Origin of the sequence: Cetobacterium somerae ATCC BAA-474 (genome assembly GCF_000479045.1) — a bacterium.
GTDB lineage: Bacteria > Fusobacteriota > Fusobacteriia > Fusobacteriales > Fusobacteriaceae > Cetobacterium_A > Cetobacterium_A somerae.
The window spans coordinates 62,335-85,291 of sequence record NZ_KI518203.1; the positions used below are offsets into that span (position 1 = coordinate 62,335).

General features: G+C 28.9%; 24 protein-coding genes and 2 riboswitches. Of the genes, 7 read left to right on the forward strand and 17 right to left on the reverse strand.

Annotated elements, in window-relative coordinates:
* The 7 genes from cbiE to HMPREF0202_RS12385 are packed head-to-tail and all read right to left on the reverse strand — an operon-like array spanning nucleotide 1 to nucleotide 7,212.
* Nucleotides 1-630 carry a precorrin-6y C5,15-methyltransferase (decarboxylating) subunit CbiE gene (gene cbiE / locus HMPREF0202_RS12355; RefSeq protein ID WP_023049708.1) on the reverse strand — a complete coding sequence of 210 codons (630 nt, stop codon included), beginning with the start codon at nucleotides 628-630 and terminating at the stop codon, nucleotides 1-3.
* On the reverse strand, nucleotides 623-1,747 hold the full coding sequence (gene cbiD, locus HMPREF0202_RS12360; RefSeq protein ID WP_023049709.1) for a cobalt-precorrin-5B (C(1))-methyltransferase CbiD: 1,125 nt from the start codon (nucleotides 1,745-1,747) through the stop codon (nucleotides 623-625). Before cbiD ends, cbiE begins: the two co-directional genes overlap by 8 nt.
* Nucleotides 1,747-2,391, reverse strand: coding sequence for a precorrin-8X methylmutase (locus HMPREF0202_RS12365; RefSeq protein WP_023049710.1), 645 nt, complete (start codon nucleotides 2,389-2,391; stop codon nucleotides 1,747-1,749). Before HMPREF0202_RS12365 ends, cbiD begins: the two co-directional genes overlap by 1 nt.
* Nucleotides 2,379-3,707 carry a cobyrinic acid a,c-diamide synthase CobB gene (locus HMPREF0202_RS12370; RefSeq protein ID WP_023049711.1) on the reverse strand — a complete coding sequence of 443 codons (1,329 nt, stop codon included), beginning with the start codon at nucleotides 3,705-3,707 and terminating at the stop codon, nucleotides 2,379-2,381. The genes HMPREF0202_RS12365 and HMPREF0202_RS12370 overlap by 13 nt, the downstream gene beginning before the upstream one ends.
* Nucleotides 3,707-4,759 carry a threonine-phosphate decarboxylase CobD gene (cobD, locus tag HMPREF0202_RS12375; protein WP_023049712.1) on the reverse strand — a complete coding sequence of 351 codons (1,053 nt, stop codon included), beginning with the start codon at nucleotides 4,757-4,759 and terminating at the stop codon, nucleotides 3,707-3,709. The genes HMPREF0202_RS12370 and cobD overlap by 1 nt, the downstream gene beginning before the upstream one ends.
* 21 nt (nucleotides 4,760-4,780) lie before the next feature.
* Nucleotides 4,781-5,728 (reverse strand): adenosylcobinamide-phosphate synthase CbiB, encoded by a 948-nt coding sequence (cbiB, locus tag HMPREF0202_RS12380; protein WP_023049713.1) that lies wholly within the window; start codon nucleotides 5,726-5,728, stop codon nucleotides 4,781-4,783.
* Nucleotides 5,728-7,212 carry a cobyric acid synthase gene (locus HMPREF0202_RS12385; RefSeq protein ID WP_023049714.1) on the reverse strand — a complete coding sequence of 495 codons (1,485 nt, stop codon included), beginning with the start codon at nucleotides 7,210-7,212 and terminating at the stop codon, nucleotides 5,728-5,730. The genes cbiB and HMPREF0202_RS12385 overlap by 1 nt, the downstream gene beginning before the upstream one ends.
* Nucleotides 7,213-7,339: 127 nt before the next feature.
* Nucleotides 7,340-7,516: riboswitch (cobalamin riboswitch) on the reverse strand.
* A 203-nt stretch (nucleotides 7,517-7,719) separates the two neighbouring features.
* On the opposite strand from HMPREF0202_RS12385, the gene HMPREF0202_RS12390 reads away from it, so the two are divergent.
* Nucleotides 7,720-9,258, forward strand: coding sequence for a hypothetical protein (locus HMPREF0202_RS12390; protein ID WP_023049715.1), 1,539 nt, complete (start codon nucleotides 7,720-7,722; stop codon nucleotides 9,256-9,258).
* Nucleotides 9,259-9,294: 36 nt separating this feature from the next.
* On the opposite strand, the gene HMPREF0202_RS12395 is transcribed toward HMPREF0202_RS12390, so the two are convergent.
* From HMPREF0202_RS12395 to HMPREF0202_RS12425, 7 genes are read right to left on the reverse strand one after another with little or no spacing between them, the layout of a single operon-like run.
* Entirely contained in the window at nucleotides 9,295-10,176 is an 882-nt protein-coding gene (locus tag HMPREF0202_RS12395; RefSeq protein ID WP_023049716.1) for a PocR ligand-binding domain-containing protein, read from the reverse strand.
* 20 nt (nucleotides 10,177-10,196) lie between these two features.
* Entirely contained in the window at nucleotides 10,197-10,523 is a 327-nt protein-coding gene (locus tag HMPREF0202_RS12400; protein ID WP_023049717.1) for a glycerol dehydratase reactivase beta/small subunit family protein, read from the reverse strand.
* Entirely contained in the window at nucleotides 10,517-12,337 is a 1,821-nt protein-coding gene (locus HMPREF0202_RS12405) for a diol dehydratase reactivase subunit alpha (protein WP_023049718.1), read from the reverse strand. The genes HMPREF0202_RS12400 and HMPREF0202_RS12405 overlap by 7 nt, the downstream gene beginning before the upstream one ends.
* Before the next feature lie 13 nt (nucleotides 12,338-12,350).
* The gene (locus HMPREF0202_RS12410) at nucleotides 12,351-12,773 is read right to left on the reverse strand and encodes a diol dehydratase small subunit (protein WP_023049719.1); all 423 of its coding nucleotides are present in this window, start codon (nucleotides 12,771-12,773) and stop codon (nucleotides 12,351-12,353) included.
* Nucleotides 12,774-12,784: 11 nt separating this feature from the next.
* Nucleotides 12,785-13,333, reverse strand: a complete 549-nt coding sequence (locus HMPREF0202_RS12415; RefSeq protein ID WP_023049720.1) for a propanediol/glycerol family dehydratase medium subunit — start codon at nucleotides 13,331-13,333, stop codon at nucleotides 12,785-12,787.
* A 9-nt stretch (nucleotides 13,334-13,342) separates the two neighbouring features.
* Nucleotides 13,343-15,007, reverse strand: coding sequence for a propanediol/glycerol family dehydratase large subunit (locus HMPREF0202_RS12420; protein ID WP_023049721.1), 1,665 nt, complete (start codon nucleotides 15,005-15,007; stop codon nucleotides 13,343-13,345).
* A 15-nt stretch (nucleotides 15,008-15,022) separates the two neighbouring features.
* Nucleotides 15,023-15,439 carry a GlcG/HbpS family heme-binding protein gene (locus HMPREF0202_RS12425; RefSeq protein WP_023049722.1) on the reverse strand — a complete coding sequence of 139 codons (417 nt, stop codon included), beginning with the start codon at nucleotides 15,437-15,439 and terminating at the stop codon, nucleotides 15,023-15,025.
* Between the two features lie 230 nt (nucleotides 15,440-15,669).
* On the opposite strand from HMPREF0202_RS12425, the gene HMPREF0202_RS12430 reads away from it, so the two are divergent.
* A complete protein-coding gene (locus tag HMPREF0202_RS12430) occupies nucleotides 15,670-16,827 on the forward strand; it encodes an iron-containing alcohol dehydrogenase (RefSeq protein WP_023049723.1) in 1,158 nt (385 codons plus the stop codon).
* A gap of 31 nt (nucleotides 16,828-16,858) precedes the next feature.
* On the opposite strand, the gene HMPREF0202_RS14860 is transcribed toward HMPREF0202_RS12430, so the two are convergent.
* Nucleotides 16,859-17,215 carry a YMGG-like glycine zipper-containing protein gene (locus HMPREF0202_RS14860; RefSeq protein WP_023049724.1) on the reverse strand — a complete coding sequence of 119 codons (357 nt, stop codon included), beginning with the start codon at nucleotides 17,213-17,215 and terminating at the stop codon, nucleotides 16,859-16,861.
* Between the two features lie 332 nt (nucleotides 17,216-17,547).
* On the reverse strand, nucleotides 17,548-17,709 hold the full coding sequence (locus HMPREF0202_RS15135; protein ID WP_023049725.1) for a DUF6693 family protein: 162 nt from the start codon (nucleotides 17,707-17,709) through the stop codon (nucleotides 17,548-17,550).
* Between the two features lie 160 nt (nucleotides 17,710-17,869).
* Between HMPREF0202_RS15135 and HMPREF0202_RS12440 the strand changes: the two genes are divergently transcribed.
* The 4 genes from HMPREF0202_RS12440 to HMPREF0202_RS12455 all read left to right on the forward strand — a co-directional run bounded on the left by HMPREF0202_RS12440 (nucleotide 17,870) and on the right by HMPREF0202_RS12455 (nucleotide 21,803).
* Entirely contained in the window at nucleotides 17,870-18,547 is a 678-nt protein-coding gene (locus tag HMPREF0202_RS12440; protein ID WP_023049726.1) for a flavin reductase family protein, read from the forward strand.
* 70 nt (nucleotides 18,548-18,617) lie between these two features.
* Nucleotides 18,618-19,973 (forward strand): MATE family efflux transporter, encoded by a 1,356-nt coding sequence (locus HMPREF0202_RS12445; protein ID WP_040407486.1) that lies wholly within the window; start codon nucleotides 18,618-18,620, stop codon nucleotides 19,971-19,973.
* A 13-nt stretch (nucleotides 19,974-19,986) separates the two neighbouring features.
* Nucleotides 19,987-20,907 carry a calcium/sodium antiporter gene (locus HMPREF0202_RS12450; protein WP_023049728.1) on the forward strand — a complete coding sequence of 307 codons (921 nt, stop codon included), beginning with the start codon at nucleotides 19,987-19,989 and terminating at the stop codon, nucleotides 20,905-20,907.
* A 62-nt stretch (nucleotides 20,908-20,969) separates the two neighbouring features.
* Entirely contained in the window at nucleotides 20,970-21,803 is an 834-nt protein-coding gene (locus tag HMPREF0202_RS12455) for an alpha/beta fold hydrolase (protein WP_261795769.1), read from the forward strand.
* A 15-nt stretch (nucleotides 21,804-21,818) separates the two neighbouring features.
* On the opposite strand, the gene HMPREF0202_RS12460 is transcribed toward HMPREF0202_RS12455, so the two are convergent.
* Nucleotides 21,819-22,472, reverse strand: coding sequence for a YczE/YyaS/YitT family protein (locus HMPREF0202_RS12460; protein WP_023049730.1), 654 nt, complete (start codon nucleotides 22,470-22,472; stop codon nucleotides 21,819-21,821).
* 92 nt (nucleotides 22,473-22,564) lie between these two features.
* Nucleotides 22,565-22,668: riboswitch (TPP riboswitch) on the forward strand.
* Nucleotides 22,669-22,759: 91 nt separating this feature from the next.
* Here HMPREF0202_RS12460 and thiS point away from each other — a divergent pair.
* Nucleotides 22,760-22,957: a sulfur carrier protein ThiS gene (thiS, locus tag HMPREF0202_RS12465; protein WP_023049731.1), complete on the forward strand. Its 198-nt coding sequence runs from the start codon at nucleotides 22,760-22,762 to the stop codon at nucleotides 22,955-22,957.

Below are 22,957 nucleotides of genomic sequence, written 5' to 3' on the forward strand. Positions count from 1 at the left end.
TCAAACCTTTCTTATAATTGTTACATTCATTTCATATTTTTTATTATACTTTTTATAATCACATACTAAAAACCTTGTAATAACTTCATTTTTATAAGAAAGTCTCTCTCCAATAATTATTTCAGCATTTAAAATATTATTTTTAACAAGTGTTTTACTTATTTCAATTGGATTATTTTTTTCATCAGTTAGAAGTACTACTCCGCTTTTACTATTTTTAAATATTTCTACATAATCATTTTCTCTTCCATGAACACTACAAAGTTGATAATGTTCCCAAGTCATCTCTATCCTAGAAAATAGATATTGAAAAGAAGATATCCCTGGAATGACATTAAATTTTTGTTCAGGAAAACTCTTTTTTAAATATGTAAGCAAACTATAATAACCTGTATCTCCTGAAACAATAAATACTATATTTTTATCTAAATTTCTTAAAACAAACTCTTTCATTTCATCTAATTTTTTCATAATATAGATATATTGATTATTTAAAAGAGAGTCAATCTCTTCTAACTGTCTCTCTCCACCTATAACAATTTCAGAATTTTTTATTTTATCTATTCCTGCCTTTGTCATATAATCTAGATTTCCTGGTCCAAGTCCCACCACCGATATCTCTTTACTCACTTTTTAACTCCTCTATCATCTCATAAAATCCATCACTATATCCTAATATATCTCCACTATAATTAAAAAGAATTGATTGAAATTCTATGTTATCTCTTGAAAATTCAGCTGATCTTTTAGCTACTTTATTAGCAATTAAATTAAATAAACTTTCTTTTTTTAATATATATTCTGTAGCTTCTTCAGCTGTATTTGCTTCTAAAACCTTCAAAATATTTTCCCTAGGTTCATCTATTAAAATAGCATTTGCTGCAATTATTTCCAAACGAGCATCAGCAACTCTGCTATGAGTGTTAAAAATTCCACCTGCCACTTTTATAGCTTTTCCTATATGTCCAATTAATACTATTTTTTTAAATCCTAATTTTACTGCACTATCAATCATAAATCCAATATAATTACTTGTTACAACCATCTGCTCAATATCTATATTATTATCTATACAAAACTGTTTCCCATGATTCCCAAAAGCAAATACTACCCATTCTCTAGTACTATTCTCTTTTAAAACTTTTAATTCAGCAAACATAGATTTAGTAAGTGCATCCTCACTCATAGGTTTAACTATTCCAGTAGACCCCAAAATAGATATCCCTCCTAGTATTCCCAACTTCCCATTAAAAGTTTTCAAAGCTTTCTCTCTTCCCTTTGGAACATATATAGTTACTATCACTTTTAATCCATACTCTTCCAGAAGTGGATTTAAAGTTTTTACTATCATCTCTTGTGGTCCTGGGTTTATAGCTGATTTTCCAGGTGTTACTTTAAGTCCTTTTTTTGTTACTAATCCTACACCTCTTCCACCTACTATCAGCATATTATCAAATTTATGAGCTTTCTCTATTTTTGGTAACTCTTCAACAATTTTTACTTTAGCACAAATCTCTATTCCGTTTGTAACATCAGGATCATCTCCTGCATCTTTTAAAACAACACCTCTAGCCCAATTGATTCCTCTTTTTTTTGAATGTATTGGTATATCTAAAGTTACTCCATTTAATGTGGTTATCTCAACTTTTTCTCCCAAATCTTTTTCTATCAAAAGATTTAATGCAACAAATGCCGCTACACACGCACATGTTCCGGTTGTATATCCCGATCTTAATTCTTTATCCATTAAAATCCTTCTCTCTTATGTAACTGATATAAAATTCCATGAAGTATTGAAACAGCTACAGGACTTCCTCCTTTTCTGCCTTTTACAATAATATATGGTATTCCACTTCCAGGTAGAATCTCTTTTGATTCAGCTGCTCCAACAAATCCTACAGGAACCCCAACTATTAAAGCTGGTTTTTGAACTTCACCAGAATCAATAAGTTCTTTCAATCTAAATAGTGCTGTTGGTGCGTTTCCAATTAAATATATATCTGTATTAGGATCTTTTGCTGCGTGTTCTATCCCTACTATTGATCTAGTTACCCCTCTTTCTTTAGCTTCAGCTGCTACATCTTTATCTGAAACTAAAGAATAAGCTGAGTATCCATATTTATCTAAAGTAATTTTACTCAAACCATTAGCTATCATGTTAGTATCACAATATATTTTACCACCTTTTTTTAAGGCTTCTAAACATGACTCAACTGCTCCTTCTGAAATCTCTAATAGGTCTGCATATTCAAAATCAGCTGTTGTATGTATAACTCTTTTTACTATTGGTAAATGAGTTGAAGAAAACTCCTTTGCCTTTTCCCCCATCTCTTCCTCTATTATTTCAAAACTTCTTATTTCAATATCTTGTGGTCTTTTTATATATGACATTTCTTTGCTCCTTCTAATATCTGCTTTAATATATCTAAGTTTTTAAAAAAATGTAAATGTGGATACCCTGCTATAAGATTTTTATTTTTATAACCACATAACCACTCTCTACCATCACTTTTTCTAAGTTTAAATACTCTTTCATCACTACCTATTTCATCTATAGTCGAATAATGAAATTCATGGGCTTTTCCATTTAACTCACCAAAAGCTACATCTACGTATCCAAATCTACTGATAAAAAGTCTTCCAGTCATCTTTACACTACAGTCAATTAATTGTGCCATAGAATAACTTTTTTGCTCCAAGGTTTTTATTCCTTGGCTAAGATACATAAATCCTCCACACTCTCCATAAATATGTCCTCCAGACTCATGAAACTCTTTTAAAGAGTTTAGAAAATCCTTATTATTCGATAAATCTTCTAAATAATTTTCTGGATATCCTCCACCAAAATATAATAAATCAACCTCAGGTATTTTTTTATCTTTTATAGGTGAAAACTCTATAAGTTCTATTCCCATTCTTTGTAAAAGCTCTAAATTATCCTCGTAATAAAATGAAAATGCTTTATCTTTAGCTACTCCTACTTTTAATCCTACATATAGATTCTCTATATTTTTAAAAATATCTATATTTTTTTCTGATTTTTCTAGATTAGCTATTTCTTCTATCTTTTTTAAATCGATAGTTTTTTTTATCTCTTCCTTTAAAATCGCTTTTTTTTCTTTTAAATCCTCAACTTCATCTGCTTGAAGTAATCCTAAATGCCTACTACTGATTCCTAAGTTTTCATCTTTTTTTAAATATCCTAAACACGGTATTCCTGTATAGTTTTCTATAGCATCTTTTAACATTTCATAGAGTTTTTCACTATTTACTTTATTTATTATAACTCCAGCTATATTAACTCTTGAATCTAAATTTTTATATCCTAAAACTTCTGCTGCGATACTTGTACTTTTTCCTGCCGCATCTACTACTAATATAACTGGTAAGTTTAAAACTCTAGATAAATGAGCTGTACTATAATTATCTAAAGAATTTCCTAATCCATCATAAAGACCCATAACACCTTCAACAATAGATATTTCTTTACTATGCTTTTCAAAACTATACTTTACTCCCTCTTCTCCCATTAAAAACAGATCTAAATTATAACTTTTATTTCCCGTTATAAATTTATGAAAACTAGGATCTATATAATCAGGTCCTACTTTAAATGGAGCCACATCTTCAAAAGTAGCCATTAGCCCCATAGATACTGTAGTTTTTCCTATTCCACTTCTTGTTCCTGCTAAAACAAAGCCTTTCATTATTTCAGCACTCTCCTTAAAGCCTCTAAAACTTGCTCATTTTTCTTTCTATCTTTTATTGCTAATCTTATATAACTTTCATCTAAAAACATAAAGTTTGAAGCATCTCTTACTAAAACGCCATTCTCTATCATTTTTTTTCTGAAACTTTTAGCATTATCGTTTAATAACTTTACTAATATAAAGTTAGTTTCTGTTGGAGTTACTTCTATATTATCTATTTTACATAACTCTTCATAAAACCATAACTTTTCTTTTTTTATCCAATTTTCTGTTTCATGTATATACAAAGTATCTAAAAGCATAGTTTTACCTGCTATTTCAGCTACTCCATTAACACTCCAAGGTTCTCTAATATTTTTTATTTCGTCTAATATTGATTCGTCATAAGTTAATCCATATCCTAACCTAACCCCTGGAAGTGCAAAAAACTTAGTTAGAGCTCTTAAAATGAATACATTTTTATGTTTTAACAAAAATGCAGTTTTATCTTTCCAATTATCAACAAACTCTATAAAAGCTTCATCTATAAATAATTTTTTATTTTTTCTTTCTAAAAAATCAGCTAGTTTTTTTATTTTTTCAAGATTCTGAAATTTTCCTGTTGGATTATTTGGATTACACATAACGACAACATCTTCATCTGTTATAAAGTCTAATAACATATTTTCATTTAAAGAAAAATCTTTGCTCAACGGAAAAAATTTAACATCTCTTCCTGCAGCTCTAGCAGCTCTTTCATACTCTGCGAAGGTTGGTGCAATTATTAAAACCTTTTTAGCTTTTACTGCCTTCATATATAGAAATAGAACCTCTGTAGCACCATTTCCTACAACTACATTATCTATATGACAATTATTGTAATTTCCAATAGCTGTCCTTAACTCCACGTAGTCTATATCTGGATATTTTTCTAAAGTTTCAAAATTTTCTATAACTGCCTTTTTAAAACTACTTGGAACTCCTAAGGGATTTATATTAGAACTATAATCTAAAACTTCTATCCCATTATCTCTTTTTAGTTTATATATATTTCCACCATGTAAATCCATATTACTTCACTTCCTATTATCTTATACTAGTTTAATAAATGCTGTAAACAAAACTATTCCTACAAAAGATGTCATAAACATTATCTTATAACATTTTTTTATATCTTCACATTGAAACTCTTTTAATTTATCTCCTATTGTAGGTTTTTCAAAATATTTTCCAAAATATTTTGTTTTACCACCAAATTGAACCCCTATAGCTCCTGCAAAAACTGCCTCTGGATGCCCTGAATTTGGACTTGAATGATTTTTTCTATCTCTAAAAAATATTTTTAATGGCTTTTTTATTCCCATTCCTAATAAAAATGTTGCAATTGGAATTATTATTAGACCAGATAATCTCGCTGGAATAAAATTAAAGAAATCATCTACTTTTGCTGAAACCATCCCAAAATCTATATATTTATCATTTTTATATCCAACCATTGAATCAAGAGTATTTACTGCTTTATATCCCATTGCTAAAGGCAATGCCATTGAAACTCCATCAATTAATATAAAGCTTCCTAAAAATGCATAAAACATAGGTGCTATAATTCCATCAACACTATTTTCAGCTATAGTCTCCATTGTACTTCTTACAACTTGTACTTCATCCATCTCACCTGTATCTCTACTAACTAAATAAGAAAGCTCTTTTTGTGCTTTTTGTAAATCTCCACTTTTTAAAATTTTATAAACTTTAATCCCTTCAGCACCTAAACTTTTCGTTGCCAAAGTTGTGTATAGAAAGAAAATTTCTAAAAATTCAGACATTCTAGCTATGTAATATGACAATACTACTGTTGAAAGTATTACTGTAAAAGCTAATACTCCTCCCCATACTTTTTTATTTTTTAATGAATAGATTTTATTTTCAATAAAAGTTATATATTTTCCTATAAATCTAACTGGATGTGGAAACCAATATGGATCCCCTAAAATTAAATCTAACAAATAAGCTATCCATATTTTTAAAATGATGCTCATTAGTTCTCCTCCAAAATCTTATAAATAGCTTTCATGTCCACATTTTCTCTGAATATTTTTTCTAACTTATCCAACTCTTGAAGTCTATATTCATCAAATGTCATTGTGCTATTTTTCTTTTCCAGTCCTTTCTTCTCTCTTATATTATTTAAAATAAAATCAGTAAACTCTCTATTATCAAAAATTCCATGTAAGTATGTTCCGAAAATATTGTCCTTTACTGTGGCTACTAATCTATTATCTAAAGTTATAGATTTTTCTTTTCCCTCTGTTACTCCTTGGTGAATCTCATAACCTTTAACTTGAATATCTCCTAATCCTTTTAATAACCCAGTTTCTCCTTTTAATAATCCTGTATACTGTGTTGTTACCTTCTCTTTTTCCATTGTAGTTTCTATGTCTAAAAGTCCTAGTCCTGGAAGTTCTTTTATATCTCCCTCTATTCCATAAGGATCTAACACTTTTTCCCCTAAAATTTGAAATCCTCCACATATGCCAATAATAGGAGTTCCTTTTCTAGACATTTTTATAATCTCTTGTGCGATTCCTTTCTCTTTTATATCTTTTAAATCATCTATTGTATTTTTAGATCCAGGTATAATTATCAGGTCTTCATTTCCTAATTCATGAAATGATGTTACATAATTAACATTTACATCCTTATTTGCTAGTAAAGCATCAATGTCTGTGAAATTCGATATATGCTTTAATTTTATAACCGAAACTGTTATATCTGCAGTTTTTGATTTAATCTTATTAAATTTTTCTGTTACCCCATCCTCATCCTCTATGTCTAGTTCAAAGTATGGCATAACTCCTAAAATTGGAACTCCTGTCAGTTCCTCTATTTTTTCTAATCCTGGTTTTAATATATCAACATTTCCTCTAAACTTATTTATAATTACACCTTTTACTCTAGCTCTCTCTTCTGGTTCCATAAGAGATATTGTTCCATAAATTGATGCAAAAACTCCACCTCTATCAATATCTGCAACTAAAATAACAGGAGCATCAACCATTTCAGCTAATCCCATGTTTACTATATCGTCTTGCTTTATATTTAATTCTACAGGGCTTCCTGCTCCCTCTATAACACATATTTGATTTTCATCTTTAATCGTATTATAAGCTTGAATTATATCTTTTTTTAACTTTGATTTATAATCTCCGTATTCAAGTCCTCCCATATTTCCGATAGATTTTCCGTTGACAATCACTTGAATCCTTCTATCCCCTGTGGGTTTTAATAAAATAGGATTCATTGTATAGTGAGCTTCTATCTCACATGCCATCGCCTGAAGAGCTTGTGCTCGTCCCATCTCATGTCCATCTTTTGTTATATAAGAGTTCAGTGCCATATTTTGAGATTTAAAAGGTGAAACTGTGTATCCATCTTTAAAAAATGCTCTACATAAGCCTGTAACTGTTATACTCTTCCCTGCTCCTGAAGACGTCCCAACAACCATTATGTTCTTATGTTTCATAATATCATTTCTCCTAAATTTGTGAAGTTTAGCGGAAATATAAAAAATGCGAAAATGAATAGAATATTGCTAATTAGAATTGAAATTGACAGTTCTAAATACAAATCTGTTCACCGCAGATTTTATATTTTCTTTTATATTCATGGCAGATATCCTGACTCAGATTCACCCTACTCTTAGGCCTTCCCATAAAAACTACAGTGGCTAGTCTAATTTCGTCCTCCTTACAGTGGCGGGACCGTGTGAGATTTTCACTCAACTTTCCTTTTAATCAAATTATTGAACCATAAATAATATACATATTTATCATAATTATACATAATGATTATGCACAAGTCAACCTTTTTTAAAAGTTTATGTTTAAAAATTAAACTACAAACGTTTGCTATTTTATAGAAATTAATTTTAAAAATAATTTTAATAAAACTACAATAATAAAAAAGAAAATTAAATTTTATTCGTAGATTAAATGTGACATATTAAATTTTTATAAGGGAGTGATTAAATATGAACGATGTTAAAACAAATAAACAACCTCTTATTGTAGAGGACAAAATTATTAATGTTCCTCCTATGTTTGCAGAGATTTTTGCATTAAATCCTAAAAATCTTAAAAAATGGTTAGTTGGAGCAAAAAATTCAAATAAATCTTATGAAGATCTTAAAGTAAAAGATATTTTAAATACAAAAGTTAATGCTGCTGTTAATGATGAGGCATTTCTTTTAGATGTAACGTTTGGAAATACAACTCATAAATTATATTTAAAAAAACCTCAAGCAAATAAAGGATTGGATTTTATATTAACAGAAGGTGATAAATTTAAAATTGAAACAAATTTACACCTTACTGAGATAAATGATAAAAAATGTAACATACATCTTGAAACAACTTTATTAGAAAGTAAACATAGTTTTCATCCTATAACATCTTTTGAATTAAAATACTTTTTCAGAAAAAGTTTATCAAACTTCATAGAAGAGTGTGAAAAAAGTTATAGTACTTTTGAAAGCGAAGAAAAAACTATTGAAGCTGAAGTTTTAAATTTCTACCAAAGCAATATATCTGCTTTTAACTCTTTAATTGAACCACTAAAAAATGATTTAGGAGAAGATTCTTATTTAGATATTCAAAAAAAATTAAAAACTTTAGGTATGGATACATCTGATAAAGTTAGTAAAATATTCACAAATTTAGTTGGTGTTATTCCCACAGAAGATTTATCATTAATCAATGATAAAGTTATTCAATTTATTAAAGAACATATATTTATTTTAAAAGGTATTACTAAAAAAAATAATGCTGAAAATTTAAAAGATATCAATACAGTTACTAAGTTACAACTAGATAACATTAACTTTATTGTACCTCAAATATTAAAAGATATAGATTCTAATAAAATTGTTGAAATTGAAAATCAATTAAATGATCTTTTGACAACTATTGTCAAAGAAATTGAAGATATTCTTGAGGAAATTAAAAATAAAATTCCTCCTCAACACTTTAAAGATTTTGAAGTTGGATTTATAAATATTCTTAAAACTGATTTAGATTCTGCTCAATCTTTAGTTGATAAAATTATTTCTGGAAATGCAAAATTTACAGATGCAGAAACTAAAATTTTAAATGGATTAAAAGAATCTATTAATAAAGTAGAAACTACTGTTAATAATAGAGATAACCAAGCTTATATCTCTGTTTTAAATATGATTGAAAAATCTTTAGAACAACTTGAACAAGATATAAAAACTATCAGTTCAAATATAACCGCTGATAAAATAGAATCTACAAAAACTCTAATAAAATCTACAACTGATACTTCATATAAATCTTTAACAAGCTTCTTATCTAATATGACTCCTGAAAATTTAGCAAATAACAAAGAAGTTGTGAATCAAAAAATAGAAGAAATTTTAGATAGATATGTTAAAGCAATCAAAATAATCTCTCCTTCAATACCTGATGAAAAACTTTCTAATATGAGAGAAAAAGTTAAAAATATACTAACTAAGGAATACGAATCTTTTTGTATATCAAATAACAATTAAATAAAACAAAAAAATGTAGCTGTTGAGCTACATTTTTTATTTCTGAAAAAGATCTCTATACTCCTTAGGACAAATTCGTTCATATTTTTTAAAAACTTTTGTAAAATAGCTACTATCTTCAATTCCTATTTCATTTGATATTTCTGATAAAGACTTACTTGTAATTTCTAAAAAATGTTTAGCTTTTTCAATCTTTTTTATAAGAATATACTCCTTGAAAGTTTTTCCTGTTTCTCTTTTAAAAACTCTACTAAATTGAGAAATACTCAAATTACATAATGCGGCTACATCTTCTAAATGAATATTTTCTCTAATATTTTCATTTATGTAAGTCACTGCTGAAGAAATTTGAGAATGACTATACTCTACTCTTTCTTCTTTTATATTATTTTCAATAATATGATTATACCATTTCTTACTTTTAATACAATCACTTATATAAACCGACGTATAATGTAAAATACTTGCAATACTTTGGAGTTCATTATATTTCACCTTTTTTAAAAACCCATAATTTTCAACAATCTTCTTTATATTAAATTCTTTCCCTACATTTTCAACCAAAATATCCTCTAATTCAAATGTTTCTTCATCTTCTAAAAGAATTTGGCCTACTAAAAATGCACCTATTAATTCACTTTGATAAATAATAGGTATTATCATATCTACTAATCCAGCGTGACATCTATAAATATACGGTTTTAATGATAAAAATGCTTTACTTAAAGCTTTTACATCGCATTTTTCACAAAACGAACTAAGTTCTTTATTTTTCCTAAAAATTTTACAAAACTCTGAGTAGTTACTTTTTTCTGTTAAATAATTGCCCTCATCATCTACAATTACTACAGCCATTTTAGTCATATCTACTATCTCTTCCTGAATTTTTAATAGTTCTTTTTTATATTTATGAAGCATACCTCACACCTTTCGTTTTTTTATACTTTTTTTAAAGGCAATCCCTTTAATACTCTAGCTGCATTTTGACCAAAAACCCTTAAACGTTTTTTAGAACTTCCAATATTTTCTTTCAAAATATACTCTTTTGTATATTTTTTTTGATTTAAAAATATTTCACCATCTGAATTAATACCTATTCCTATTTCAAACCTTCCATTTACATAAAACTCTTTATCTATTTTTTCTTCTTCTAAAAACTTTAAAATATAAGGAACTCCCTCTTCTTCTATTCCAAAAAATATCTCTTCTATATCAACTATCTTTATAATATTTGAACATACTATATCTATTCCAGTTTTTAACACTCTCTATCACCTAAAACCAAACCTGTCGCTACAGCATTTCTAGGCCCTTCTATTCCTCTTATATTTCCGCAACCAGCAACTACACCGTATTTAGAAAGAGCTTCCGTTATCATCTCTGGTATTTCAAAGTCAAGAGCTGATCCACCTACAATTATTACAAACTCAAAATCTCTAATATTTTTAGTTAAAGATATTTTTTTTAAGGCTCTCTCTGAATTTGCTACAAAAACTCTTCTTTTACTCTCTCTCCTAATATCTCTAATTCTTTCTAAAGTATTTTGAATATCTATTGGAATAAGCTCACCATTTTTTACTAATACATTTTTTGCATATATGCTCGGTGATAAAGGCTCATTAAAAAACTGCACACTTCCATCTTCGTACCTTATATGAAAAAAAGATTCTACTTTTGCTAGTGGATATTTTTTAATATCTTCAGCTAAATTAAAATTTTCAACTCCAAGTTCTTTCTGAATTAATAAAGTTACCATATTTCCTGCACCAGCTAAATGAGTATGAGCTTTTCTTCCAAATTTATCTATACTACAAGCATCTGTTGATCCAGCTCCAATATCAATTATAGCCAATGGCTTTCCTGTTCCTGGAGTAGTTAAAGCTCCTTTTATAGCCATATCTGCTTCTACTCCACCAACTTCTACTTCTATGCCTAATTCACTTTTTATTAATCTTGCTAAATTTTCCATTTGATTTTTTTCAGTTCCTACCATTACTGCCAATCCTACAGCATTTTCAAGCATAAATTCACCAGCTAAACCACCTTTTATTCTCTGAGGAACAAAGGTGTCAACTGCTAGTAAATCTTTTATTTTTATATCCTCTATATTTTCTCCTGTAAATTTACTCATTGTATTTTTTACATTTCTTAACATTCCACCAACATTTGTTCCATCTTCTCCAAAAATATCTTGAACATTTAGAAAAGATATCTTTTCCATAATTTTTTCAGCACCTTCTTGTATGCCTACCTCTTCAGTTGTTTTACAACCTTTTATGTAGATATTTCCAGCTGGAATAATTTTTTCTTTCACATCTCCTTGAGGAGTTTTTATTACAACACCTGATCTATTTCCTATAAGAGCTTTTGATAAAGGAACCACTTTTTTTGTTTCTTCTGAGGTTAAATTAAAAATTGTCGCTATTCCATATGGATTTGAAATTTTTTCAATAACTCTTCCCTTTTCAGCTACTTCAATACAGCATTTAACACCTAAAGGTATTTTTTCAATTAGTTGAACTTCATCAACTATTGGAATTTTTATTAGTAATCTATTATTTACAAGAACACCATCATCTCTTTGTAAAATAGCTCCCTTTATTTTTACTCCTCTATTTATTTCAGAATTTAAAATTTTTGCTATTTCTAAAAAATTTTTATCTTTATTTGCTATAACAATATACTCTTCATCTAATAGACTACACTTTAGTTCTTTTAAATTATCTATATTAATCGTTAAACCTATTCCTATTCCACAACCTCCAGGAGTATCCGGATTATGCCCAATCATAGTAGATTCAGTTATTATTGTTTCTGTTATCGTTTCCATGGAAACATCTCCAATTACTGGAGTTGCCTCATTTATTCTAATCAAATCTAAGTCTTCTAATTTAAAATCTAATTTTTCTAACAATGAGAAAATTGCCTTTTTTATGCCCTCTATATTTTCTTCTGTTCCTTTTAAGCCTGTAGTCTTATAAAGAGAACTACCTAAAAATTTAATTTCAGAGTCTGTTACTCTAGCTAAAGCTACCTCCGTAGTCGCATTTCCTATGTCAATACCTGCAATAATTTTCATAATTAAATTGCTCCTAATCTTTTCTTAACTTTCCTCTTTTTTCATAAATATCTGCAGCCTCTCTAACAAAATTTGCATTTACAACTGCTCCATATTTATTCTCAAGCTCATCAGCTATAGCTAAAAGTTCCTCTTTAGATGATCTATTTGGTCTTAAAGCATTATAAATCTCTAATATTCTTTCATCTGAGATTTTTACTAATTCACTAGCTCTTTGAAAATTTCTTTTTATAGTAGGCTGCCCTGCTGTTTCAGCTACTTCCCCTTGAAGATTAAGTGTTTCTGAAGAGATTCTAATATCTTGAGCTTTAATATTTTCATCTAAAACGTTTTCTAAAGTGATATCATCTAACGTTTTTCCAGTTGGAGTTTTTAACCACTCTTTTCTCTTCTCTCCTAAAGGATAATCTAATTCGATATTAATTTTTTTGTTCATCTTTCATCTCCTTATTCAAAAGTATATTCTAACTCTTCAGGTTTTTCATTTTCTTTTACATGCTTTGTTTCTTTTATATGTAATAAAGCTGCTTTTGCTTGATATTTTGGTCTCACCATTTGATCACTTATAACAGGTACTGGATTAGGCGATTCTCCTTTAGCATATTTAGCTGCATTTTTACCAATTAATCTATAAATTTCTGGGGTCAAAAGAGGTGCCTGTGGAAATAATTCCAGATTATTTAACGGAAGTAAATCCTTTTGATGTATAACTGTTGTTCCCTTTGATTGTATTCCTATCCCTATTCCAGATCCACTTAATTTAGCTGCATCATTTGCAATAAAACAAACATCTGACGTTCTATTTACACGTACTACTCTAGCAATTAAACCTTCCTCTTCTATTCCTGCTATTAATTCCATTAAGACCATATCATGAGGAACATCTGTTATTGTTTTATGTTGATATTTTTTAAAAGCTGGAGCTAGTCCTATAACTACCTCTTCTATTCTATCACCTTTTTTCGCAATTCCAACCTCTTTTATTTTTATTTCCATTTTTTCCTCCTATTCAATACTCTCTGGCTTTATTGCTGTTGGAATATTAGAAATTTCATTCCATCTTTCTTCACTAATTCTATAGCCACTTCCTGGTCCCATATAATCATTTTTATCATTTATTGCACTTACAATTTTAAAATCTTTATTTAAAATTGCTGAAGTTTGAAGATAATCTCCAGAAACCCTTTGTTTTAACATATTTAATACATTTTCAGCAACATCTTTAAATCCACTTTTGCTTAAGGCCTTTACTAAATCTAAACCTGTTATTCCTCTTTTTAAAAGTTCTTCAGCTCCTTTTAAATCTTGAACAACATCTCTAACTGGCATATCTTTACTACCATGAGCATATGTAGCCGCATATACTTCTTCGTCTGTTATTTCTGGGAGATCTAACTCTTTAAACAATCCTTGAATTGCTTTTGCTGCTTTATTTCTTATTTTTATTACCTCATCTTCAGAAACTGGTCTCAATCCACCGTCAACTTTTAAATCTCTTTGTAAAATATTGTAATCATCAAAATCTTCTGCGTCAAAATTGGATCCTGCAAACATATTATCATAATTTGGTACTGCACTATATCCAGAGAATATAAAATCTGTTCCTGGTAACATCTGCATTAAAGTTCTTGCTGTTCTTCTTATATCAGAATGAGAGAAAGTTTGATCATTAGCTGAAGCACATTCTAAATCTAAAAGCATTGCTATTAAATTTTCTCCTAAAACCGCTCTTATACCTCCTGGTAAAGCCCCTGGCATTCCTATACAACTTACTGCACCATTTTGCAATCCTTGAACACCTGCTCCTCTTGTTATGTAAATACATCTTGTCTCTAAATACAACATTGATTTACCTTCTGAATATCCCATTAAGGCTTCTGATCCTGTACCTGAAGTAAATCTCATTTTTAACCCTCTTGAAGCATATGCCGATGCTAAAAATGCTTTAGACCAAGGCGTATCGTCTCCGTCGGTAAATACTTGCTCTGTCCCATAAACTGAAACTGTTTCTGCATAACTTGTAAATCCTCTCATTCCAAGTTCTAACTCTGTTGCTTCTTCCACTGAACATTGAGTTAGTACTCCACCTCTTCCCACTTGAGAACCCACAAAAATTGCAATAGCATTAAATGGTGCATATCTTACAATTCCCACTGTTGTTTCCTGCTCATCAAAACCTCTTATTGCAGCCTCTGCTGCGTCTGCTGCAATTTGAACTGGATTATCTCTTAAATTAGTCACATGACATTGATTGGAAGGAGTTTTTCTAGCTCTCATTTTTTGAACAGCCATCATCATTTCTACAACATTTAAATGACTAATAACTTCTACCATCTTCGCTGGTGTGATTCCTGTTGTTATTTTCAAAATTTCTTCTTTTTTTACATTTATATCAACTAATTTTTTCGCTATTTCAAGTGTTGATAAATTCATAGCTTCTTCAGCATATCTTAAATCAATTGCATAATCAGCTATAAAAAGATCAATCATATCAAACTCTTCTCTTTTTTTACCATCTAATTCAATTATTTTTCCATCTTTAATTACAAGACTTGGTTTAGGATCTAAAGGACTATCCATAGCTATTAATCCCTCTTCTTTCCATTCACCTATAAATCCATCTTTATTTACTGCACGTTCACTTAAAACTTCAAAACGTTTTGATCTCATCGTTCCTCCTATAAATTATAAAGAATTTAATGCTGCTTTTGCTATCTCCATATCCTCTTCTACAGTTCCACCACTTACTCCAACTGCTCCTACAATTTCATCATTTATTATAATTGGGAATCCTCCACCAAAAGTTATTATTCTAGAGTTATTTGTCAAATTTAAACCATATAAACTTTGTCCTGGTAAAACTACTTCACTAAGCTCATTTGTCCCACTCTTTAATGCCCATGCTGTAAAAGCTTTATTAATCGCTATATCAACACTTGTTACAAAAGCTTCATCCATTCTTTCTAAATACAATAAATTACCACCATTATCTACTACTGAAAACACAACTGGGACTTTTATTTCCAATGCTTTTTTCAAAGCTGCTTTACCCATTTTCTTTGAAGCTTCTAAAGTAATTTGATTAAAACTCTTAACAACCATAACTTTTCCTCCCTATACTTTTTATTTTTTTGTTCGTATATCGAATATTAACAACTTTTTCTATATACTTCAAGGTAATAATCAATCTTAGATTTGTACTTTCTTGTCATTTTTTATATTTTTGATTTTTTTTTACCATTTTTAGGTATTTTTTTACCTTGTTTACATCTTGTTTTTTTGTTACTCTTAAACTGAAACAAGAACTACTTTATTTTGGGAGGAGATTATTAATGAGATTTTATGATTATTTAATGCCTAGTGTTAACTTTTTTGGCCCTGGATGCCTTAGTGTAGTTGGGGATAGAGCTCAAATACTTAATGGAAAAAAAGCTTTAATCGTTACTGATAAATTTTTACACTCTTTAAAAGATGGAGCTGTAGAAAAAACTATAAAGTATTTAAACGAAGCTGGTATAGATAGTGTTGTATTTGATAATGTTGAGCCTAATCCTAAAGATACAAATGTATACGAAGGTGCAAATATGTATAAAAAAGAAGGGTGCGACATGATAATAACTGTAGGTGGAGGTTCTCCTCACGACTGCGGTAAGGGTATTGGAATAGCTGTTACACATCCTGGTGATATTTGCGACTACGCTGGAATTGAGACTCTTATAAATCCACTTCCTCCTATTATAGCCATCAATACAACTGCTGGAACTGCTTCTGAGGTTACTAGACACGCTGTTATTACTAATACTAAAACTAAAGTTAAATTTGTTATTGTAAGCTGGAGAAATCTACCTCAAGTTTCTATCAATGACCCATTACTTATGGTTGGAAAACCTGCTGGTTTAACTGCTGCAACAGGTATGGATGCTCTTACTCATGCTATTGAAGCTTATGTTTCTAAAGATGCTAATCCTGTTACAGATGCTGCTGCTATTCAAGCAATAAAATTAATTTCACAAAATTTAAGACAAGCTGTTGCTAATGGAGAGAACTTGAAAGCTAGAGAAAATATGGCTTATGGATCACTTTTAGCGGGTATGGCTTTTAATAATGGAAACTTAGGATATGTTCATGCTATGGCTCATCAATTAGGTGGACTTTATGATATGCCACATGGTGTTGCTAACGCTATGTTACTTCCTCATGTTTGTCGTTACAATATGATTGCTAATCCTGAAAAGTTTGCTGATATAGCTGAATTTATGGGAGAGAAAACAGATGGACTTTCTGTTATTGAAGCTGCTGAAAAATCAATTGAAGCTATTTTTAGACTTTCAGGAGATGTTGGAATTCCTAAAAGTTTAAAAGAAGCTGGAGTTAAAGAGGAAGATATTGAACTTATGTCAAGCAACGCATTAAAAGATGGAAATGCATTTAGTAACCCAAGAAAAGGTAATGAGAAAGATATTGCAAATATTTTTAAAAGTGCTATGTAATAAATAAAAGACCTCCAATTGGAGGTCTTTTTTAATATGATGAATTATAAGGTTGACTATAATAAGGTTTATTGTATTGTTGATTTGTATTATACTGAGGCTGATTATATTGTGGTTGGTTATATTGCGGTTGATTATTATAATATGGTTGCTGATTTGTATCTTTTATAGCCTGAGTTTGATCTTGCACTGAACCAACTAATGCACCTGCTGCTGCACCTATACCTGCTCCTAAAAGAGTTGCTCCAGTATCTCCACCTATCGCTTGTCCTAAAAGAGCTCCTGCTCCTGCTCCAACTGTTGTCGAACCAATTGTATTTGATCCAACATTAGAGCATCCTGATAAAAGTACTACAGATAAAACTGATAATATTAGATATTTTTTCATATTAACTCCTTTCTTATATAACTTTTCATAATTTTAAAACGTTTCTACATCTATTACCATTGGAAAAAAAGGTATTTTTAACACTTTAAAAATTTTATAATTTTTATTTTGTGGAACACTCTCATCTATATAAACATTAACTCCACTAAAAATTATTTTTCTATTTTTACCAAGATTTTTATTTTGTATCTCTGTTAAAAGTTCAACCTGAACATTAAAAATAACAGGACATCACTTACTACCTTTTGTACTTTCTAAATACATTCTTATATCTTTGATGTTTTTCTTTTCTAAATAGTTTAAAACTTCTTGAGTAATTTCTATCTTCATTATTATTCCTCTACAATAATAGTTCTATTTATCATAAACTTTATAAGAGAGAATAAAAAGAATGGAGAGGCTAATCCAAAAGTTATTACAACTAAAACTGTCCATCCTAGTAAAAATAATAAACTATCTGCAAATCCTACATCACATCTTAATCTTCTTGCCATTTTTTCTTCACCTCTTTTATTTATTTTATTCTATAATAATATATTTTTTCTTTTAATTTTACAAGATTTTTTCTAAACATCTCTTTGATTTTATAGACATTAAATAATTAATATTGTATAATAAAAAGATAAAATAAAAGAAAAGTAAGGAGCTATAATAATGACAAAAGAACTATTTAAAGGAAGTGTAGTTTTAAATCCTGTTCCTGCTGTAGTTATAACATCTAGAAATAAAGATGGTGTTAATAACGCATTTACCGTTGCATGGACAGGTACTATCTGTACTAATCCTCCTATGCTTTCTATCTCTATTAGACCTGAGAGATTATCATATGAATATATTAAAGAAACAATGGAGTTTACAGTTAACTTACCAAATACTTTCCAAGTAAGAGAAACTGATTATTGTGGTGTTATTTCTGGAAGAGATGTTGATAAAATTAAACATCTAGGGCTTATAGCTAAACCTGGAGAACATGTTAATTCTCCATATTTAGAGGAGTTTCCTATCAATATCGAATGTAAAGTTAAACAAATCATTCCATTAGGAACACATGATTTATTTTTAGCTGAAGTTGTTGGTTCGCATATCAATAAAAATATTATTGATGAAAAAGGTAAAATTCATTTTGAATGGGCTAATTTAATTAATTATTGTCATGGTGAATATTTTCCAATGTCAAAAAAACCTATTGGTCAATTTGGATTCTCTGTTGCTAAAAATCCTTTACTAATAGAAAAATATAAGCATATAAAATCTTATACAGAATATAGAGATGAAAAAAATAATAAAAAACCTAAAAAAAAGGTTAAAAGTAAAGTTAAAAAGAAAAAATAAAATACAATATAAAAGAGCAGATGGGCAGCTTATAACCCATCTGCTCTTTAATTTACAAAAGGAGTGTCGCATGTTTCAAAAATTTAAATTCGAAAAAAGTTTTATTAAAATGTTAATGGCTCTAGCCATTCCTATTATTTTACAAAGTTTGATTACCGCATCATTAAATCTTCTTGATAATATCATGGTTGGAAAGCTTGGAGAAAGTGAAATCGCTGCAGTTGGTTTATCTAATCAATTTTATATGATATTCTTCTATTCAGTAGCTGGTGTAGGAATGGGGGCATCTATTTTCATGTCTCAACTTTGGGGTAAAAAAGATGTCAAAAAAATTCATGAATTTTTAGATTTATCTCTTTTAATCTCACTTGGAGTTTCAATATTTTTTGCTGCAATTGCTTTAATTTTTCCAGCAGATATAATTCATATTTTTTTAAATGATCCAACTGTTACATCTCTAGGAGTTAGTTATTTGAGGATAGTTGCTGTGAGCTATATTCTATCATCTATAACTCTAGCTTATTCAATGGCTTTAAGAAGTACTGCTCAAACTAAACTCCCTATGTATGGAAGTATTGTTGGAATTGCTTTTAATGGTCTTTTAAATTATTTATTTATATTTGGTAAATTTGGTGCTCCTAAGATGGGAGTCGCTGGTGCTGCTTTAGGAACAACTATCTCTAGAACTATGGAACTAGGGTTTCTTTTATTCATGATTTACAATTATAATAATGTAATTGCAACAAAATTCCATGGTTTAAAAGAACTTTCTATAAAAAAATTAAAAGAATTCTTTAAAATTGCTTCTCCAGTTATCTTTAACGATATTATGTGGATTCTAGGAATTTCAACTTATTCTATTGCTTATGCTAAACTTGGAGTTAACGCAACTGCAACTATGCAAATTGCAATTACTGTTAATAATATGTTTAATATATTTGGTATAGGTATTGGAGCTGCCTCTGCTATAATAATTGGTAATAAAATTGGAGCTGGCTTAAAAGATGAAGCGTACTCTCTTTCAATAAAGATATCCCAATTTGGAGTTTTATTAGGAGTAGCCATCGGAATTATTTTCTACTTTATCTCTCCTCTTTTTGTTGGAGTCTTTAAAATAACTCCTGAAACAGCTAAAAATGTAATTACTGTTTTAAAAATAATGGCATTCTTTATTCCTGCAAGATTTTATGCTATTATACAAGTAATAGGTACTTTAAGAGGTGGTGGAGATGTTGTTTATGCAATCGCAACTGAAATGATTGGAATTTGGATTATAGGAATTCCTATGGCCTTTGCTGCTATTCACTTTATCCCGGGATTATCTATAACAACATTATACTTTATAATCTGTTTAGAAGAACTTGTTAAATGTGTTATAACATACCCACGTGTTATGTCATATAAATGGATTAGAAGTTTAGTTTAATTTAGGAGGATTTATGATATCTTTAATTATTTTACTTATTGGAGTTGTTTTTTTAGTTTTAGGAGCAAATTCCCTTGTTGATGGAGCTTCTGTTATAGCTAAAAGATTCAATATTCCTAATATTGTTATTGGACTTACCATCGTAGCTTTTGGAACTTCTGCTCCTGAACTTGTTGTAAATGTCATTTCTGCATTAAATGGTAAAACTGCTATCACATTAGGAAATGTTATAGGAAGTAATGTTATTAATATTCTTGTTATTTTAGGTATTACAGCTATTATCTATCCTTTAACAGTTGCAAGAAACACTGTTAAATTTGAAATACCTATAGCACTTTTTGCTTCAATTTTAACATATGTTTTAGCTAAAAATGGAGTCTTAAGCAAAATTGATGGATTTATATTATTAGGATTTTTTATATTATTTCTTATGTATAATGCCTATTTAACAGTTATGAATAGAGAAGAGAGCGAATTAGAAGTAAAAAATTATACATTACCTATAGCTACTGGTGTGACGATACTTGGCTTTATTCTTCTAGTTTTTGGAGGAAAATTTATTGTTGACTCTGCTGTTGATTTGGCTAGAAACTTTGGAATTTCTGAAAGAGTTATTTCTGTAACAGTTGTTTCTTTAGGAACATCTTTACCAGAGTTAGCAACTTCTGTTGTTGCTGCCTTTAAGAAAAATACTGATATTGCAATAGGAAATGTTGTAGGTTCTAACATCTTTAATACATTTTTCATTCTAGGTGTATCTGCTGTTATCACTCCTATAGATGTTCCTACCACTGCATTTATTGATTTAATTTTAAATATGGTTGCTTCAATTCTTCTTTTAGCATTTGTTTTAAGAAACTATAGATTAAATAGAATTCATGGTCTTCTATTTTTAACAGTATACTCAACTTATTTATACTCTCTTTTTAAGTAGGAGTTGAAAAGGAGGAGATTAAAATTAAAATAATCTACAATAATGATGATCCAGCTATAGGAATTGTTCAAATTATACATGGTATGAGTGAATACTCTAAAAGATATTTGAACTTTACAGATTTTTTAAATAAAAATAGATATATAGTTGTCTTATCTGATCATAGAGGACATGGAGAAGAGGCTTTTAAAAATGGAACCTTAGGACTTTTTAGTAGTTCTTTTGATATTTTAGTTTTTGACCAAGTTAATATAAGTAAAAATTTAAAAGAACAGTTCCCTAATCTACCTTTCTATATTTTAGGGCATAGTATGGGATCCTTTATAGCTCAGAAACACATGAAAGTATATTCTAAAGAAAAATTTAATTATATTTTTATGGGCAGTTGTTACGAAAGAAAATTCATGACTTTTGTTGGTAAAGTTCTTTTTAAATCTATATCTCTTTTAATAAACAATCCTAAAAAAATTTTTAATAATATTATTTTTCTAGGAACTAATTCAAAAATTAAAGATAAAGATAAAAATAGCTCATCTTGGTTAAGTAGAGATCCAAAAGTTGTAAAGGAATTTTTAGATGATCCTCATTGTGGGTTTAGTTATACTCCAAAGTTTTATTATAATTTTTTAGATTTTTTATCTAAGCTTTATAACAAGGATAGCTTTAATTTTGTCAATAAAGCAACTCCTATTTTAATTATTTCTGGTGAAGATGACCCCATTGGACTTTATGGTCTCGGAGTTAAGTCTCTTTATAACTTCTATTTAAATTTAGGTTTTAATAAACTTTCTTTAAAGTTATATAAAGATTGCAGACATGAAATTTTAAATGAACTTAATAAAAATCAAGTATATAACGATATACTACTCTGGATGAAAAAAGAAGGAAAAGTTTAACTTTTCCTTCTTTTATTATTTTAATACTTTTCCTTTTAAAAATTTAAACTCTGATATTAAACTTCTATGCTCTAATTTTTTTATGTCTTGATTATTAAGCTTAAAAAAATACTGAATCAAAGGCCCTACGCATAATGAGGAAACTACTGTTCCTACTCCTATTGTTCCTCCTAAAATATATCCAAGACCTAAAACAACAATTTCTATACAAGTTTTTATTTTCCATAAGGGATGACTTGATTTTTTAGTTAAAATTACCATTAGTCCGTCTCTTGGACCGCATCCAAGACCTGTAGATATATAAACATAACAACCATAGCTAAATATAAGTATTCCTATTATTAAAATTAATATTTTTTTTAATAATATGTCCCCTTTAGGTATTATATCTAAATAGATATACATATCTATAAATACTCCTACTAATAAAAAATTTATTACAGTTCCGCTTCCAATCGGTTGCTTTAAAAAAATACTAAATAAAACAACGAAAGCTCCTACTAAAAGATTCGCCTCTCCTAGTGTTATTCCAATAGTTCTATTCAACCCTTGATTTAAAACATCCCACGGTGATAATCCTAAATTTGAGTTTAAAATAGTTACAACTCCCAATGCACACAACAATAATCCTAACATTAATTTTAAATACTTCAATATTTCTTGCTTCATGGTCTTTCCTTTCGTAATTTTGCTTGAAATATTATATCATTTTTAAAGAAAAAAGAAAATTTTATTTGATTTTTTTTTTATTTGATGTAAAATGTTGTTGCTAGGGGTGCCTTTGTGGCTGAGAGACTTTGAAAAAAGTTAACCCTTCGAACCTGATTTGGTTAAAACCAACGTAGGGAAGCTATTTTATCAAGTTATTATATAACTGATTAAAAGGCTATACTCTGGTGGGTATAGCTTTTTTTTATAAAATAGCCACCTTAAAAATAAAAAGGAGGTAATTTATTTTGAATTTTAAATTTAATGGCGAATCTATATCTTTAGATTCTACTAGTACAATTAAAGAGTTCATTCACTCGCTTAATTTAAATACTGATGGTCTTATTATTTTATTTAATGATAATATCATAAAAAAAGAAAATTTTGATATTGCTATTGAAGAGGGATGTTCAATTGAAGTCTTAAATTTTGTGTGTGGAGGATAG